Origin of the sequence: Streptomyces incanus (assembly GCF_042656345.1) — a bacterium.
GTDB classification, from domain to species: domain Bacteria; phylum Actinomycetota; class Actinomycetes; order Streptomycetales; family Streptomycetaceae; genus Streptomyces; species Streptomyces incanus.
On sequence record NZ_JBHSPC010000103.1, the window covers coordinates 14,634 to 31,981 of the forward strand.

The window sequence follows — 17,348 nt, forward strand, 5'->3', positions numbered from 1 at the left end:
CCCGCTGTACATGGCCTGCGCTCTACACGGCCTGCGCGGAACGGGGGACCCCACGGACGCTTCCGCCCTGTCCGGCTCGGGTCCGTTGCCACCGGGGCGCGTTATCGCGTTGCCAACTTGTGTGTTTGGGCGGACAGTTGAGAATTCCTGCACCGCGTTGCACCTGGGGGGCAACAGAGATGAGAGTGACACTGGCCGTGGAGGCCGGGGACGGAGACGCGGCCGGAGTTTCGGACGACCTCTACCAGTGGCTTCGCCAGGACCCGGATCTGCGCGTGCTCGTCCGCCGGGAGGTTCCCGCCGCGCCGCCGGGCGGAGCCATGGGTGCCCTGGGGGAGCTGATCTCGCTGCTGCTGGCTCCCGGCGGTCCGACGGCGGCTCTGGGGGCGGCCGTCGTGGTGTGGCTGCAGGGCCGCCGGGGCAATCAGACCGTCACCCTCACTCTGCCGGACGGTACCCAGGTCGTGGTCTCCTCGGAGAAGGTGCGCGGCCTGACCGCCGAAGGCGCCGGTGAGCTGGCCGAGCGGGTCGCCGCAGCGCTTCAGCAGGAGCGGTACCCACAGGCACCGCCGGAAACGCCAAGGCGGCAGGAACCTCAAGGAATCCAGGGGACACGAGGCACGGCGGAGGACGACGACGGCGTCGGCCCGTCCGCAGAAGCGGGCTGACCATGGCTCCGGGGGACGTGCCGGATCTACTGGCGAGAGCGGATCTGGCGGCATCCGGCTGCCACGCGCTGGTGGTCGGGACGGCCGCCCATCCGGGACGGCAACTGCCCGAGCTGCCGTCCGCTGTCCGGTCGGCGCAGGACGTGGCCGAGACCCTGAGCACGGTGTGCGGTATGGGCGACCGGGTCACGCTGCTCACCGATCCGACGTCGCCGAGCGGTGTCCTGGAGGCACTGGCGACGGCCATCGGCCGCGCCGAGCCCACCGAGCAGCGGTACGAGCGCGGAACCGTCCTCCTCTACTTCGTCGGGCACGGGCTGCGCGGCCCCGGCCAGCAGCTCTACTTGGCCACAGCGAGCACCAAGTCCCAGGCCGATATGGCGCACTCCGTTCCCTACACGGAGGTCGAGCGCTATCTGAGCGACGCCGCCGCCGACCCGGTCGTGATCCTCGACTGCTGCTTCGCGGGCAACGCGCGGGAGCCCGGCCGGCCGGCCGCCTCGGACCCGTTCGCCGGTGCCCGGCCCACCGGCAGCTATCTGCTCGCCTCGGCGATGCGCAACGCCTTGGCGTACGCCCCGCAGGACGCGGAGCACACCCTCTTCAGCGGCCAGCTGCTCAGCCTTCTGCGGGAGGGTGACGCGAGCGGCCCGAAGTGGCTGACGCTGGCCGGCGTCTACCGGCTGCTCGACCAGCGGTTCCAGGGCAGCGCCGCCCGCCCGTACGGCGGTGGCACCTCGCGGATGGGCGAGCTGACCCTCGCCGTCAACCGGCGGTACGAGCCGCTGTCGGGCCCGCCCGCCGAACAGCGGGCGGCCGATGCCCCGGATCCGGATGCCGTCTGCCCCTACCCCGGCATCCTTCCCTTTCTCCCCGAGCAGCACCGTCTCTTCTTCGGCCGCGAGGAGCTGACCCAGGAGCTGCTGCGCCGCGTCGAACAGGCGCGTCCCGGTGAGCCGGTGGTCCTGGTGGGGCCGTCGGGGGTCGGCAAGTCCTCGCTCCTACGGGCGGGGCTCAGCGTGGCCGCGGAGCAGGCGGGGCTCGGTCCCGTGCGGCTGGTGCCCGCGCCGGGTGAGCGGCCCTTCCGGAGCCTTGCCGAGGCGTGGGCGGCAGCGGTGGGCAGAGCCCCCGCCGACGTCGTACGGGATTTGGAACGCGGGCGCTTCACCCGGCCTGCGGCGACGGGGGCCGGGGCCGGGCAGGCACCGCGTCTCCTCGTGATCGACCAGCTCGAGGAGTACTTCACGCTCTGCTCGGACGAGGCCGAACGCGAGCGGTTCGCCGCCGCCCTCACCGCGGGAGCGGGAGCGGGAGCGGGTGCGGACACGGACGAGGAGGGGGCCGAGGGCCCGACGTCCGGTCCGCGTCTCGTCCTGGCCCTGCGCGCCGACTACTACGGCGACGCCCTGAGCGACCCCCGTCTGGCGCCCGTCGTGCGGCCGGGCCACTTCGCCGTGCCCGCGCTGGCCGACGACGAGGTCGAGGCCGCGATCGTGCGCCCCGCCCAGTACGCGGGTCTGCGGTGGGAGGAGGGAGTGCCGCAGCTCCTGCGGCGCGATGTGAACGAGGAGCGACGCGCCACGGGTGATGCCGCGGCGCTGCCCTTCCTGGCCTACGCCCTCCCCGAGATCTGGTTGCGGCGCCGGGGGACGACGCTGACGTACGCCGGGTACGCCGCCGCCGGAGGCATACGGGGCGCGGTGGCCACGGCCGCCGACAGGATCCACGACTCCCTCGACGACACCGGCCGCACGGCGCTGCGGAGCCTCCTGCTGGCCATGGTCCACGTCGCCGACGGCGAGGGGCGGCTGGTCCGCCGCCGGGTGCTGCCGGCGGAGTCGGCCGGCAGCGAGGACCTGCTGCGCCGGCTCGCGGACGCCCGCCTGGTCGTCGTCGACGAGGAGGGCGGCGCGCAACTCGGCCACGATTCGCTGCTGCACGCGTGGACGAGGCTGAGCGGCTGGATCGACGAGGTGCGGGACGACCTGCTGAGACTCCGCCGGCTGACCGCGGCGGCGGAAGGCTGGGCCGAGGCCGGACGGAAGCCGAGCGGCCTCTACGAGGGCGATGCCCTGGAGGAGGCGAAGAAGCTCACCACGGAGCATGCCCGGCCGACCCGGGAAGCCCCGCCGCCCGCTCGGGCCGGCAGACAGACTCAGGACAGCCGACCGGCCCGGGAAGCCCCGTCCGTCCAGGGCAGCCGACCGGCCCAGGAAGCCTGTCAAGCGGCAACCGGCGGTGGTTCGGCCGTCGCAGCCGCACCGGCGGGCGTCCGCGTGCCCGTCCCGCATGTGGTGGGGGACTTCGTCGCCGCGAGCGACCGGGCGCAGCGCCGGCGACGCCTCGTCACGCGGGCGTGGATCGCCTCCCTTTCGGCCCTGGCCCTGGTGGCGGCGTCTCTCTTCGGGTGGGCGTTTTACGAGAACGGGCAGGCGGCGAGCCGGGAGAAGAGCCTGATCGCCAGGGAGCTGGCCACCAAGGCCGACGCCCTGCGCGGCCACGACCCGCGGACCGCGCTCAGCCTCAGCCTGGCCGCGTACCGCACGGCGGTGACTCCGGAGACCCGCTCCAGCCTGTACACGGCGTCGATGACCGTCACACCGGTCCACCTCGTGCCCGAGAAGCCGTATCGCGTGCCCGTGCTCAACGTCGCCTACAGCCCGGACGGCAAGGTCCTGGCCGCGAGTCACCGGGGCAACGGGTCCGAGGGCGGTCGTGTCCAGTTGTGGGACATGTCCGCGCCGACCGAGCCCGTTGAAGCGGGCCGGTTCAAGCTGAAGAGCAGTTCGGCCATCGCCTATCATCCACGCTCACGGATCCTCGCCGCACAGTCGGCGGACGAACTGACGCTGTGGGACACCGCGGACCCGCAGCGGCCGAGGCGGCTTTCCTTGGTGCGGCTCGCCCACCAGGGGACGTACACGCTGGCCTTCAGCAAGGACGGCCGGACCCTTGCGGCGGGCAGCAAGAAGGGACTGCTGCGGCTCTGGAACGTGAGCGACCCCGCCCGGCCCACGCTGCGAGCGCAGCGGACGGTCGCCACGTCGGAATTGATCTCTTTGGCCTTCACCCGCGACGGAGGCCATCTGATCACGGGTAACGGCAACGGGGACACGGACAGCGAGCCCGCACAGGTGCGGCTGTGGGACGTCGGCGACCCGGACCGGCCCGTGCTGCGGGACACGGAACAGGCCGAGACGGTCATGGCGGTGGCCGCCCACCCCCGCCGCGACCTGGTGGTCGCAACCGGCGGAGCGGGAAAGATTGCCTGGTGGGAGGTGAGGGAGGACGGGCGGGACCTGCGACGGGTGGAGGCGGAGCTGTACATGGACACCTGGGGTGACAACAGCTACGGCATGCCGTCACTGGCTTTCAGCAAGGACGGCAGGTTCCTGGCGGGAGCGGACCGCGAGAGCGGCGTCAAACGGGCCGACACGACCGGGAAGGTGTCGGATCTGGTGGACCGCCTGCCTGAGGTGACTCTGCCGACGGGTGAACCTTCCCAGTCGGTCGCGTTCAGCCCGGACAGCAGGTATCTGGCGGCCGGCGAGGTGGGCGGAGAGATACGGATGTGGCCCGACCGGCCCTGGGCACCGGCGTTCGCGGGCGGCATCGACGTCCCGCCCCAGATGGGCACCGGCCCGTTCACCGCCGATGGTGAGCTGGTCATCACCTCGCAGAGCGACGCGGGCCGGCTCACGTCCACGACGAGGGTGTGGGACGTCAGCGACCTGAAGGCGCCGAAGGTCCGGTACACCCTGCCGAGCGGATGGGAGGCGAAGTACTTCCTGACCCGGCGCAAGACGCCCATGCTCCTGGCCCATCACTGGACCGAAGGGCTGGACCACACCCTCCAGCTCTGGCAGTTGGAGCCCGACGGAGGTGTGAAGAAGAGTGCCGGTATCCGGTTCACCGCCGACATCCCGAGCATCGCCGTGAGTCCCGACGGCATGCTCCTCGCGGTGGGCTCGCACGAGGAACCCGACACCGCCCTGTGGGACATCCGGGATCCGGCGAAACCCGTGCGCCGGGGCGCGGTCGGGGTGAGGGCGGGCGGCACGCTCGGAAGCTTGGGAAGCATATGGTTCGCCGGAGAACGGTGGCTGGCGACGGTGGAGAAAGGCCGGCACATCAGGTTCTGGGACGTCTCCGACCCCGCCCGGCCCCGCAAGGGTCGTCGCATCGACGAGGCGGCGTCGATGGAGGGCGCGATGTACGTCGGCTCGTCCCGGCTGCTCGTCACCGAGGAGGTGACGGAGGAGATCCGGCTCTGGGACCTCTCCCGGCCCGCGCACCCCGTCAAGGGTGGCCGGCTCCCCGCCGCACCGAGGGGTTACTTCCCCACGGGCAAGGGGCAGCTTGCGGCGACGCTGGCCGATGGAAGCGTCGAGTTCTGGGACGTCTCCGATCCGGCGGACCCGGTGAAGAAGGGTTACGACCTCCTGCTCGACCGCGAGGTCAGGTCGATCAGCATGACCTCCGACAGCCGCTACGCGGTGACGAGCGAGCCCCATCGCATCTGGTCCGTCGGGAAGGACGGGCGGTGGGACACCCCCGAGCTCCTCACGCTGGAGAACGCGGACGCGGTACACGTGCCGCCGGCGAAACCACCGCAGGGCCCCCGATGGCTGGCCGTCACCGACTACGGCACCTCCGGCATGACACCGGAGACGACCTACGTGCTCGACTTTGCCACCGACGGCCTCTACAAGGACCTGTGCGCGTCCTACTCCTCAAGCATCCCCGAGGACCGATGGGAGCAGCTGTTCCCGCACCTGACCCACCGCGCGTCCTGCGACTGACTCGGCGCCACCCTTGGCGTGATGAATCCCGTCGCCCTTTGGAACCGGTGGTTGCGCAGGATCCTCCAGGCTAGGGCGTCGTGCCGAAGTCCACGGATCTCGTGGTCGCCTTCTCCGACGGGGGACACAGTCATGCCGGGCCCGGAGGCCAGCGGCCCTCTTGCAGGACTGCGGAAAACATAACTCGGGGGAGGGGCGGCTGTCGGTGATCCAGCGGTTCAGCGATGCGATGCCATTCAGGTTGGTCGCGGCGACGCCGATGGCGATGAACAGCAGGCCGCTCGTCAGCGCTCGTTGAGATGGTTGGCGATTGCGCGGTCGATGTCGTGCTGTGCCGTCCATCAGCGCCTTACTGCCTCATGTCCCGGCACCTGCCATACCAGTGGAGTGTTCTGCGCCCCTTCTCCGGCAACCCCGCGCGGCTGGACTTGCTGAGATCGGTACGGGACTGGCTGACGCAGCCCTGCTCCTCGGCAAGGTGCCCAAGAACGTACGCGCGGAGCAAGTTCGCCGGGTCGCGACCCGCCCCGCTGCTCAGGACGCGCGGGCGCCCGCCCGTGGAGGCGGCACGGAGGAAGCGCGGGCTTGCATAGACTGACTCCGGTGCGGTCGACCCACATTCCGGAGCAGCGGTGACAGGCCGCACAGGGGGAGGCGCGGCACCGTGGAACCACTGAAGGACGACGACCCGAAGACGGTCGGGGGCTTCACGCTCGTGTGCCGGATCGGGGCCGGCGGTATGGGCCAGGTGTTTCTCGGCGAGTCCCCGGCCGGCCATCAGGCCGCCGTGAAGGTCATCAAGCCCTCCGTCCTCGACGAGGACACCCGCGTGCGCTTCCTGTCCGAGGTGGACAGTCTGCGCACGGTCTACGGGCCGTTCGTCGCGGCCTTCGTGGGAGCCGATGCGGACGCCGATCAGCCGTGGCTCGCGGTGGAGTACGTCCCCGGACCGGATCTGCGCACCCTTGTCGCCGGGCATGGCCCCCTCCCGCTCGTCGAGACCGCCAGCCTCGGGGCGCTGCTGGCGGAGGGCCTCGGCACGGTGCACGATGCGGGGCTGCTCCACCGTGACCTGAAGCCGCAGAACATCCTGCTGTCCCGGTACGGCCCCAAGGTGATCGACTTCGGTCTCGCCGTGCTCGCGGAGCGTCGCACCACCCTGACGGCGGCCGGTTTCGTCGTCGGCAGCGTGCTGTGCATGCCGCCGGAGCAGGCCCGGGGCGAGCAGCGGCTGGACCGGTCGGCCGACGTCTACGCGCTCGGTGCGGTGCTGCTGTTCGCCGCCACCGGGCACTATCCGTACGAGGGGCCGACCTGGCAGGCCGTCGCCCTGCAGATCGAGGATCCGGCGACTCCTCCCGACCTGACGGGTCTGCCACCGGAGCTCGGGCCCCTGATCACGGACATGCTCGCGCCGGACCCCGGCACCCGGCCGACTCTGCCCGAGATCATCGAGCGGCTGGTGCGGGTCATCCGCGACCAGGGCCTGACCGCCCTCCAGGCCAAGCGCCGCCTCACCGACCTGACGCCCGAGATCGTCGTGCCCCAGCTCCCCGCCCCGGCCCTCGAGCCCGCGCCTGGATCCGGCGTTCCCGCTTACACGCCCACCGACGTCGATCCTGCGGCGGTGGAGGACGAGGAGCAGGCGGGCGCGCCGGTGTCGGCCGGGGCGGGGCAGCACGCCGTCGACGACGAACCCGGCGGGGAGCCCGGGAGCGGCGCCGGTCCTTCCGCCCCGCGGGACATCGTCCTCGGACCGGACGGAACCCCGCCCACAGGCGGCAGGGCCACCGGCGTCCGCCCCTCGGCGCCCCTGCGGATCGCCGAGCGGATCCGTTCCGCATACGCCCGGGAGGCACTCTTCTGAGCCGCTCCGCCCCGCCCGCAGGAAGCCCGCACGACCCCCGGCCCCCTCTCCGCCCTCCGTGACAGACTTGCCGTCGCAGGACCGCAGGACCGCAGGACGAACAGGAAGACTGAGGGGCCGCAGGTGACCGATCAGGGGGCGACGCAGGACGGGACCCGGTTCCCGCCGGGGGCGCAGATCCTCGTACGGGACGAGGAGTGGCTGGTCCGCAACACCACCACGACCGACCACGACGGGGAGCGGATCGAAGCCGTCGGCGTCTCCGAGTTCGTCCGGGACGAGGAAGCCGTCTTCTTCAGCGGGATCGACGAGGTGGAGCTGCTCGACCCGGAGAAGACCCGCCTGGTTCCCGACACCTCCTCGTACTTCCGACGCAGTCGGCTGTTCCTCGAAGCCGTCCTGCGCAAGACGCCGCTGCCCCAGTCGGAGCGGGGCCTCGCCCTCGCCGACCGCTTCCTGCTTGACCCGCTCGTCTACCAGCAGCGCCCCGCCGAGCTCGCCCTGTCCATGCGCAACCTCCGCCCGCGGGTTCTGATCGCCGACGTCGTCGGTCTCGGCAAGACGCTGGAGATCGGCCTGACCCTGGCGGAGCTCATCCGCCGTGGCCGCGGCGAGCGCATCCTGGTCGTCACCCCGCAGAGCATCCTGGAGCAGTTCCAGCACGAGCTGTGGACCCGTTTCTCGATCCCCCTCGTACGGCTCGACTCCCTCGGCATCCAGCGCATCCAGCGGGAGATCCCGGCAGGCCGGAACCCGTTCACGCACTACAAGCGCGTGATCATCTCCGTGGACACGCTCAAGAACATCGGCCAGTACCGGCACCACCTGGAGCGCATCCGCTGGGACGCCGTCGTCATCGACGAGTCCCACAACCTGATCAACCCCGGCAGCCAGCGCCGTGCCCTCGCCGAGATCCTCGCCCCGCGCACGGACGCCCTGCTGCTCGCCAGCGCCACCCCGCACAACGGCGACAAGCGCTCCTTCGCCGACCTGATCTCCCTCCTCGACCCGGCCGCCATCGCCGACCGCGACCACTACGATCCGGCGCAGGACCTCGGCCACCTCTACATCCGCCGGACCAAGATCAGCCCCGAGGTGCGCGAGGAGATGGGCACCGAGTGGCCCGACCGCGGCCCCACCGTCTCCCTCCACTGCGCCGCCACCGAGGCGGAGGAGCGGCTCTTCGCCGAGCTGACCGAGCACTGGCTTCCCGCCCCACCGACGAGTACGGAGTTCGGGACGGCCGACCAGGACCGTACGTCGGTCGCCACCGAGCAGCTCTTCGCCTACAACCTGCTCAAGACGTTCCTCTCCTCCCACGTGGCCCTCGGTGAGACGGTCGACAACCGCATCGCCGCACTGGGCGAGCGGATCCGCAAAGCCGAGGAGAAGGGGCTCAGCCCCGATCCGGCCATCGGCCCGGAGCAGCAGGCCCTCGCCCGGCTGCGGGAGATCGTCGCCGGCATGGGCGACGGCACCGCCCCCGGTGACTCCGCCAAACTCGACGCGCTCGTCGAGCAGCTGAAGGAGATCGGCGTCGGCCCCCGGTCCGCCACCCGGGCCGTGGTCTTCTCCGAACGGGTCCGCACGCTCACGTGGCTGGCCGAGGTCGTCCCCGCCCGTCTGGGCTTCCCGGTCGCGGCCGACGGCACGGCGAAGGCCGTCACCGTCATGCACGGCGGCCTCAGCGACGACGAACAGGCCAAGGTCCTGGAGGCGTTCGGCCTGGCCGACAACCCGGTCCGGCTGCTGTTCACCGGCGACGTCGCCTCCGAGGGTGTCAACCTGCACCGCCAGTGCCACCACCTGATCCACTACGACATCCCGTGGTCGCTGATCCGCATCGAGCAGCGCAACGGCCGTATCGACCGGTACGGGCAGAAGCACGAGCCCCAGTTCAGTGCCCTGATCCTCACCTCCGCCGTCCCCGGGGCCAAGGACGACCGCACGGTCGCCGAGAAGCTGCTCCGCCGGGAGGAGGAGGCGCACAAGCTGGACGGCACGGCCGAGGCCGTGTCCGGTCTCTACCGGGCCGAGGAGGAGGAGCGCCGGCTCATCAGGGAACTGGTCCGGGGCGGCACGGTCGAGGACTTCCTGGAGTCCGCCCCGACCGACGACACCGCGCTCGCCGACCTGTTCGGCCAGGTGGACTCGATCACCGAGCAGGAACTGCCCGCACGCGCCGAGCTGATCTCCCTCTTCGAGGGCGACACGGCCGCCTTCGTCGACACCGCCCTCGACGTGGTCTACGAGGAGCGTGCCGAGGACCTGATCGGCCTGTCGTCCGGCACCGACGCCAAGGGCGGCGCGTACTTCTCGCTCTCCCCGGTCAAGGCCCCCGACCTGCTCCACCGTCTCAAGGCCCTGCCGCCCTCCTACCTGAGGGAGCAGCGCGTCGCCGAGCGCATGCTGGTCACCTTCGACCGCACCCTCGCGCAGCGGAAGCTCACCGAGGCCAGGGACAGCAGTACCACCATGTGGCCGGAGGTCTCCTTCCTCACCGACATCCACCCGGTGGTGGAGTGGCTGACGGACAAGGTCCTCGTCGAGTTCGGCCCACAGGAGGCCCCGGTCATCACCACGCCCCACGTGGACGGACCGGTGTTCCTCGTCCAGGGCATCCACTCCAACGCCCTCGGCCGTCCCACCGTGGTGCGCTGGATGGCCGTGACCGGGCTCGGTGCCGACGGCGCCGGAACACCCGAGGTGCGCCCCATGGCGGACGCGCTGCGCGACGCGAAGGTCGGCCCGAGGCTCGCCCGCACCGGCGGGCCGAGCGACCTGGGCCGGCTCCAGACCCTCGTCCCGGCCGCCGTCGCCGCCGCCCGCGCCCACCTGGACGCGGGGAGGACGGAGTGGGAGGAACAGATCAGCGAGCCGCTCGCCCTCTACCGCGACCATGTCGCCCAGTGGCGCGCCGACTCCCTGCTGCCCGGCATCACGGGCCGCCGCGAACGCCTCGTCGAGGAGACCGCCGACGAACTGGCCCGTCTGCTGGACCAGTTGCACACCACCGGCCGCCCGCTGCTCCGCGTCCTGGCCGTCCTCGACCGCCCCGGCGACGCGGACGCCCCCGGCGCCGGGGACGAAGCCGACGCCGCGGGCGGCCCTTTCGCATCCGACGCCCACCCGTCCGACGCCCAGGCGGAGAACTGACGTGACGTACGACTCGCTGGTCAACCACGGCGACTACCTCTCGGCCCACTACCTCGCCGAAGTCCTCCCTAAGGACCTCAAGGCCAAGGACGGCCTCCTCGCCCGCTGGGCCGCCTTCGAGGAGCAGGAACGCCGCCGGCACGCCGACGCCGTCGCCGAGGCGAAGCGTCAGGGCCTAGGCCCCGACTCCGTGCCCCCGCGCGCCCGAACCCCCCGCGAGGGACTGCGCGCCCTGCACGGCCCCTACTTCGCGGGCCGCGCCGCCCTCGCCCAGGACGCGGAAGCGCTCGCCGACCCCGACCCCGACGCACCCGAACCCGAGGGCTGGCGGAAGCGGTTCACCGAAAGCCACCTGGACACCCTGCACGCCCTCGGCTACACCGACGCCCACGAGCAGACCGTCACCGTCCACCGCGCCGACCACGCCTACACCCTCCAGGTCGTCCACGCCGAACCCGGCCTGTACGCCGTCTCCTGCGGCTGGACCACTGAGCCCGACGCCGCCCTCGACCCGGACGGCGCCGGCCGCCTACTGCACCCCGTGGACCTGGAGGCGTCGGCGGCTCCGCTCGAAGACGCCAAGGCCCTCACCGACTTCCTCTTCGCCTGCGACGCACCCCCGCGTCACGTCCTCCTGCTCGTCGGCGGCGTCATCGTCCTCGCCGACCGCCTCGCCTGGCCCGAGGCCCGCTACCTGGCCGCCGACCTCGACGCCGCCCTCAACCGGCGCGACGACCGCCACGGCGGTGAACTCGACACGCTAGCCGCCCTGTTCGGCGCCGACTCGCTGCGCGTTCCCGCAGAGGGCGGCACCGCACCGCTCGCCGGCTTCCTCGACAAGTCCGGCAAGCACGCCGTCGGCGTCTCCACCGAGCTGCGCGAGGGCCTGCGTCTGAGCGTCGAGTGGATCGCCAACGCGGTCCTCGCCCGTCTGCGCGACCCGGAGAACGGCGTCACCCCGGCCGACCTCGACGACCCGGCCCGCCTGGCCAAGGAGCTCAGCCGCGAGTCGCTGCGCTACCTGTACCGGATCCTGTTCCTCCTCTACGCGGAGGCCAGCCCCGCCCTCGGCATCCTGCCCTCCGACTACCCCGAGTACGAGCAGGGCTACGGCCTCCAGCGCCTCGGCGACCTCGTCCTGCGCGACCTGGTCGGCGAGCGCTCCCGGCGTGGCTTCCACCTGTACAAGTCACTGGACCTGCTCTTCGACAAGGTCGAGAAGGGCCACCGCCGCTACGGCACCGAGCCCGAGGACCTGGCCGCCGAGGCCGCCGCCCGCGAGGCCGCCGAGGCGGAACGGGAGGCGGACCGGCTGCTTGCCGCCGGCGCCATCACCCGGGCCGAGCACACCGAGCGCGTCCGCGAGGCCGACCGCGCCCGCCGCGCCGCCGCCCGCAGCACGAGCGCGGGCCTGCGCTTCGAGGCCCTGCGCTCCGAGCTGTTCACCAAGGAGGCCGTCCGCCTCATCTCGGACGAGCAGATCGAGAACCCGGCCTACCGGGGCGGCGAGGGCGAGAAGCGCCTCCCGTTCCTCGACACCCGGCTGCGCAACGAGACCCTGCACAAGGTGCTGCGCCGCCTGATGCTCACCCGGGGCCGTGGCCGGGAGCGCGGCGGGTTCATCTCCTACGCCCAGCTCGGCATCAACCAGCTCGGCGCGGTGTACGAGGGCCTGATGTCCTACACCGGCTCCATCGCCGAGGAGGACCTGTACGAGGTCGCCAAGGGCGGCGACCCCTCCGGCGGCAGCTGGACCATCCCCGCCTCACGCGCCCAGCACTACGCGGACGACGTCTTCGTCACCCGGACCAACGAGGAGACCGGCCGCCAGGAGCGGGTGGTCCACCCCAAGGGCACGTTCGTCTACCGCCTGGCCGGCCGCGACCGCCAGACCTCCGCCTCCTACTACACCCCGAAGTCCCTCACCGAGGTCACCGTCGAACTGGCCCTCAAGCACCGGCTGGACCAGCACGACACCGTCACCGAGGCCAGGGAACTCCTGGAGTGGAAGATCTGCGAACCGGCCCTCGGCTCGGGCGCGTTCCTCAACGAGGCCATCGATCAGGTGGCCGCGGAGTACCTGCGGCGGCGCGAGCACGAGCTGGGCCGCCGGGTGGACCCCGAGCTGCGGCAGATCGAGCTCCAGAAGGCCAAGGCGTACATCGCCCTGCACAACGCCTACGGTGTCGACCTCAACGCCACGGCGGTGGAGCTGGCCGAGGTCTCTCTCTGGCTCAACTCCATGCACCCGGGCATGCGGGCCCCCTGGTTCGGCCTGCACCTGCGGCGCGGCAACTCGCTCATCGGCGCGGGCCGCAAGGTCTACAAGGCCGACGTCCTGGCGGACGGCCAGTGGCTGGCGAAGAAGAACACCCTCCCGCCGACCGACCTGCCGTTCCGGGAAGGCCCGCTGCCCGAGGGCGCGGTGCACCAGTTCCTGCTGCCCGCCATCGGCTGGGGCGCGGTCGCCGGGGAGCCGGAGGCGAAGAAGCTCGCGGAGGACGCGGCGAAGGCGCTGGGGAAGTGGCGCAAGGGGGTGCAGAAGGCACCGAAGGGGCCGAAGCCGTTCCAGGAGCGCGGCGAGGAGACCGCCGAGGCGCGGCAGAAGCGCTACGACCGGTGGCGCAGGGCGGCGGAGAAGACCGAACTGGGCCGGCTGCAGGGCGTGGCCCGCCGCGCCGAGTTCCTGTGGTCGCTGGTCGCCACCCGCCTCGAACTCTCCGAGCGGGCGGTCGCCCGCCGCATCGACGTGTGGGGCGCGGACTGGCTGGAGCAGGCCTCGGAGGCGGAGGACAAGCAGAAGGTCCTCGACGACCTGACCCGCCACGGCACGCCGTACTGGCGGCTGAAGACCGTGATGGACGCGTGGTGCGCCCTGTGGTTCTGGCCGCTGGACAAGGTCGGCGAACTCGACGGCACTGCCCCGGTGTACGGGACGGGCGGAGCCCTCGTCGACGAGTCGTCGGTGGCGGGGCTGCTGGGCGTGCGTGAGTCGGCCGCCACGGAAGCGGTGGCGGAGCCGGTGGCCCCGGTGACGCTCGTGGAGTCGGCCGGTCCCGCTCCCGGTGACCAGCTGTGGCGGGCCGCCGGGCTGTTCGACGACCCAGATGGCGAGCAGGAGGAACTGGGCGCGGGTTCTGGGCCGAAGGCCAGGCCCACGCGGAGCGCGTCGCGCCGCAGGACCGGTGGCGGGCAGCCGGAGCGGAAGACCGTCCCGCTCCAGAGCCTCGGTGACTGGCTGGACTTCCTGGAGAGCGTCCTCGGCAAGGTCGACATGCCCGAGAACTCGCTGCTCTCCGGCATCGAGAACCTCAACCCAGACGACGCGCTGGACCTGCTGACCGACGTCGAGGACCGCCTGGAGGGCTTCCTCGGCATGGAACCGGCCCGGCTGCTGCCGTTCCGCTACCCGTGGCTGAACACGGTCGAGGACATCGCCGGAACGACGGAGAAGGACATAAAGGCGGAGGACGGCCACGGCTTCTTCCACTGGGAACTGCACTTCGCGCACGTGTTCCGGGGACCGGGGGGCGGGTTCGACCTTCAGGTGGGGAACCCGCCTTGGGTGCGGCCGGACTGGGACGAGGCCAGGGTGCTGGCCGAGTTCGATCCTTGGTTCAAGCTTAGTGAGAAGCCGTCGGCCGATCGTTGGCGAGAGCACAAGAATGCTGTGCTGGCAGATGCCGGACAAAACAGGTCCTATTTTGGCGAACTCGCCGCGGTCGTCGGCATGGCCGAGTTCCTCAGCGACCCGACCACATTCACGCTAATTTCAGGTACAAGACCAGATCTCTATCGGGCCTTTATGTGCCAAGTGTGGCGTCACTTTGGTTTTGGTGGAACGGCTGGATTGGTACACCCGGACACGCACTTTAGTGGTGTGAAAGAAGGTCGATTGCGTGAAGCTGCCTACCGGCACCTCCAGGTACATGGGCACTTCTCGAATCGGCGAGGCGTCTTCTCGGAGATTCATGCGAACACAGAATTTGGCGTTCAGATCTATGGTGAGGCGGGGCCGATCTGCTTCACGCATCTCAGCTGGCTTTTTGATCCGTCAACTTTGCGAGACTCATTTGCGCACGATGGTCAAGGTGAGTTGCCGGGCATTAAATCGGCGGGTCAATGGGAGCTGCGCCCGCACCGGGCGCGTCTGATTGAGGTGGACGCGGGCTTGCTCGCGCAGTGGCATCGACTTTCAGGCGATACAGCGATCCCCGCTAGCCAGGCAGCGCTACTCTACCCGGTTACGACGGATGAGCAAGGTGCTATCACAGCGCTTGCTAATGTCGAAGATCGGTTGGGTGTACACGAGCCCAGAATCACCATCGGAATGTTCGAGAACTTGGCCACAAAGAAACTGGGTCTTTACCGATGGGGCACTACAAAACCAGAGTCGCTTGACGAGGTAATCTTGCAAGGGCCGCATTTGGGTGTGGCCACGTCAGTCTTCAATAAACAACCGAATCCAATCTGTAAGACAAATCGTGATTGGTCTGGCTGGAATCTGCCGACGCTCCCGGAAAACGCGATTCCACGCACGAACTATGTTCGCGATTGTGGACTTAGGGAATTCAGGGGCGTTCAGGATCGGTGGTTGGATCACGGCCGCTTGAGTTCGCAATGGAGCCCTTCCTGTGAAGAATGGGATAGCCGCTCGAATGTTCTGGCCGACGTTGAGTTGAGACTTCCTGAAGCCGAGCAGAGAGAGCTGTTGCGGCGCCGTATTTGGCTATTCCGCCCATACACGGAGTTCTATCGGATGGCGTGGCGAGTCATGATCCCATTCGATACGGAGAGGAGTCTGTTTGCTGCCCTGATCCCGCCCGGTCCTGCACACGTTCATACAGTGGAGTCAATGGCCCTGTCTGATAACCGTGCTACAGTGCTCAATTCTGGGATCTGGGCGTCGCTACCGCTCGATTATCTACTCCGTATCACGGGTCGCTCTCATTTGCAGGTTTCTGAGGCGCGCAAAATGCCTTATGCCGACCCCGCTCACCCGCTTGCCGGGCACCTGTTGCTTCGGGCCCTCCGCTTGAATTGCCTTACGGAGGCATATTCTCCGCTTTGGTGTGAGCTATTTGATTCGTCGTGGCTAAGTAGCCTGGAATGGGCTCTGCCCTGGCCTGGAATTCGCTCACTCGCGGGAAACCTTAAGCCGACGTGGGATTACACGTCCCCGCTTCGGTCTGAGTATGAGCGTCGAGCTGCACTCGTTGAGTTGGATGCTCTTACGGCTGTCTGGCTTGGGCTAACCGCCGAACAATTGGTCGCGATTTATAGAGCGCGGTATCCGATTCTTGCAGATTATGAGGCTGACACTTGGTTTGACGTTTCTGGCCGTAAGATCGCAAAAAATCACAACTCGTACGGTCATGGTCAGAGCAAAGAACACTACAACGAATATATTGCCTACGTGAACGGCGAGAGAACTGCTCCTCCTGAGGGTTACGAGGCACCCTTCTATAAGGCTGACCGAGAGAGGGAAATGCGAGCTGCGCACGATTATTTCATGCAGCATCTCTACGGGTGATGAAGTCTACTTTGTAAGAGTTGCGCAGTGTAAAAGCGGCTACCCCGCGCCGTTAAGGGTGCGGGGTAGTTGGCTCGCTCTATCGTGCTTTCATGCGCGAAAAGTGGACATGGCAAAAATGAGTGCTCCAACAGCCGCGGCCACCATGAGGGGTTGAACCAAACTCTCTTTGGTGTGCGCAATATAGCCGGCGGTTCCGGCGCTCAATAATATAAGTGCGACTGTCTGGCCGTTCAAATGAATCCTCCAGGGCAAGCAGAAGCGCCATCGGCTGGGCGCAACGTTTCTTTAGGTGTCTCGCAGAGCTTGTAGCGGTGTGCCGTCTTCGGTGTGCCAGGCAGACCAGCCATTGATGGCGATCCCAGAGATCGCTCCGCAGGCCCCCGAAGGGCTCTTGTGTGTGGTGCCGTTCTCGAGGCGCAGCCGACCGTCCTTGGTTACGACAGCGAGATGAGTCCTTTTATGGTTGCGTCGATGCCACGTCAGTCGTTGACCCGCTAACAGTCGGCCGGAGGCAACCAAGTTGGCGAGGGGGGAGATCTGACCGGGCTTTGGGATCGAGGTGTCGTGATCGAGCCCAAGCAGGCGGCGGAGAACAGAGTTTGGGGTGTCGACCAAAGGTGTTGCTGCCTGCTCCAAATGTGCGTAAACCTCGTCGTCAACATCGATCTTGCGCAGCATCATTGGACCTCCCGGTTGTTGGGATCTGTCACCAGCATACCGAACTTCGAGGTTCGAGGCGGCTTCGAGGCTTATTCGGGTGGGGAGTTGGGTGTAAAGCAGGTTGCCTCGGGGTTGTAGGTACGACGACGCCCCGCATCGGGACTGAGTCCGATGCGGGGCGCTGGCCTTGCAGTTTGAAGGTCAGCCCTGCGCGGCGTAGATGATGAAGTCGCTCCACGCGGCGGGGGAGAGGGCGAGTTCGGGGCTCCGCTGGTCCTTAGAGTCCCGGACGTGGATCGCCTGCGTGCCCTTCGCCACCTCGACGCAGTCGTCACCGTCGGAACCGCTGTAGCTGCTCTTGAACCAAGCCCGTTCGTCGATGCTGCTCATAGCGCTCCTCGAAGTCGCTTCAGCAGGCTCCTGGAATCCTCGGAGGTGAGAGCCTGTGAACGCAGTCTCGCATACCGCTGGAGCGTGATGCTGACCTCCTTCGGGTCTGAAATCAGCAGGCCGCCGCGCTGTCCCTCCGCGTAACCGAACCACTTGTTGTCCTGTGCTTCAAGGAGCCTCAACGGCCCGTCGAACCCAGCGTGATCCGGCCAGGGCGATTTCAAAGTCGGGGTGATCTTGTAGGCGTGCAGGTCACGGCAGTGTGACGA

General features: G+C 69.1%; 8 protein-coding genes. 5 read left to right on the forward strand and 3 right to left on the reverse strand.

Features of this window, described 5'->3' with window-relative positions; genetic code table 11:
- Positions 1–179: 179 nt before the first annotated feature.
- The 5 genes from ACFP2V_RS30275 (at position 180) to ACFP2V_RS30295 (ending at position 16,026) form a co-directional block, all read left to right on the forward strand.
- Positions 180–668 (forward strand): effector-associated constant component EACC1, encoded by a 489-nt coding sequence (locus tag ACFP2V_RS30275; RefSeq protein ID WP_381218490.1) that lies wholly within the window; start codon positions 180–182, stop codon positions 666–668.
- Between the two features lie 2 nt (positions 669–670).
- Entirely contained in the window at positions 671–5,470 is a 4,800-nt protein-coding gene (locus ACFP2V_RS30280) for a caspase, EACC1-associated type (RefSeq protein ID WP_381218491.1), read from the forward strand.
- A gap of 664 nt (positions 5,471–6,134) precedes the next feature.
- The gene (locus ACFP2V_RS30285) at positions 6,135–7,337 is read left to right on the forward strand and encodes a serine/threonine-protein kinase (protein ID WP_381218492.1); all 1,203 of its coding nucleotides are present in this window, start codon (positions 6,135–6,137) and stop codon (positions 7,335–7,337) included.
- 123 nt (positions 7,338–7,460) lie between these two features.
- A complete protein-coding gene (locus tag ACFP2V_RS30290) occupies positions 7,461–10,493 on the forward strand; it encodes an SNF2-related protein (protein WP_381218493.1) in 3,033 nt (1,010 codons plus the stop codon).
- 1 nt (position 10,494) lies between these two features.
- Positions 10,495–16,026, forward strand: coding sequence for a DNA methyltransferase (locus ACFP2V_RS30295; protein WP_381218494.1), 5,532 nt, complete (start codon positions 10,495–10,497; stop codon positions 16,024–16,026).
- Between the two features lie 288 nt (positions 16,027–16,314).
- Here the strand turns inward: ACFP2V_RS30295 and ACFP2V_RS30300 are convergent, their stop codons facing one another.
- The 3 genes from ACFP2V_RS30300 to ACFP2V_RS30310 form a co-directional block, all read right to left on the reverse strand.
- Positions 16,315–16,710: a restriction system modified-DNA reader domain-containing protein gene (locus ACFP2V_RS30300; RefSeq protein ID WP_381218495.1), complete on the reverse strand. Its 396-nt coding sequence runs from the start codon at positions 16,708–16,710 to the stop codon at positions 16,315–16,317.
- Between the two features lie 180 nt (positions 16,711–16,890).
- Complete coding sequence (locus ACFP2V_RS30305) at positions 16,891–17,079, reverse strand: DUF397 domain-containing protein (protein WP_381218496.1); 189 nt, start codon at positions 17,077–17,079, stop codon at positions 16,891–16,893.
- Positions 17,076–17,348 (reverse strand): Scr1 family TA system antitoxin-like transcriptional regulator (locus ACFP2V_RS30310; RefSeq protein WP_381218497.1); only part of this gene is annotated, 273 nt, incomplete at its 5' end. The genes ACFP2V_RS30310 and ACFP2V_RS30305, both read right to left, overlap by 4 nt.

What these genes read in the sequence shown, in the direction of transcription:
- ACFP2V_RS30275 (WP_381218490.1), top strand. Translation starts at nt 180, where the DNA reads ATGAGAGTGACACTGGCCGTGGAGGCCGGGGACGGAGACGCGGCCGGA.
- ACFP2V_RS30300 (WP_381218495.1), bottom strand. Translation starts at nt 16,710, where the DNA reads ATGATGCTGCGCAAGATCGATGTTGACGACGAGGTTTACGCACATTTG.
- ACFP2V_RS30280 (WP_381218491.1), top strand. Translation starts at nt 671, where the DNA reads ATGGCTCCGGGGGACGTGCCGGATCTACTGGCGAGAGCGGATCTGGCG.
- ACFP2V_RS30305 (WP_381218496.1), bottom strand. Translation starts at nt 17,079, where the DNA reads ATGAGCAGCATCGACGAACGGGCTTGGTTCAAGAGCAGCTACAGCGGT.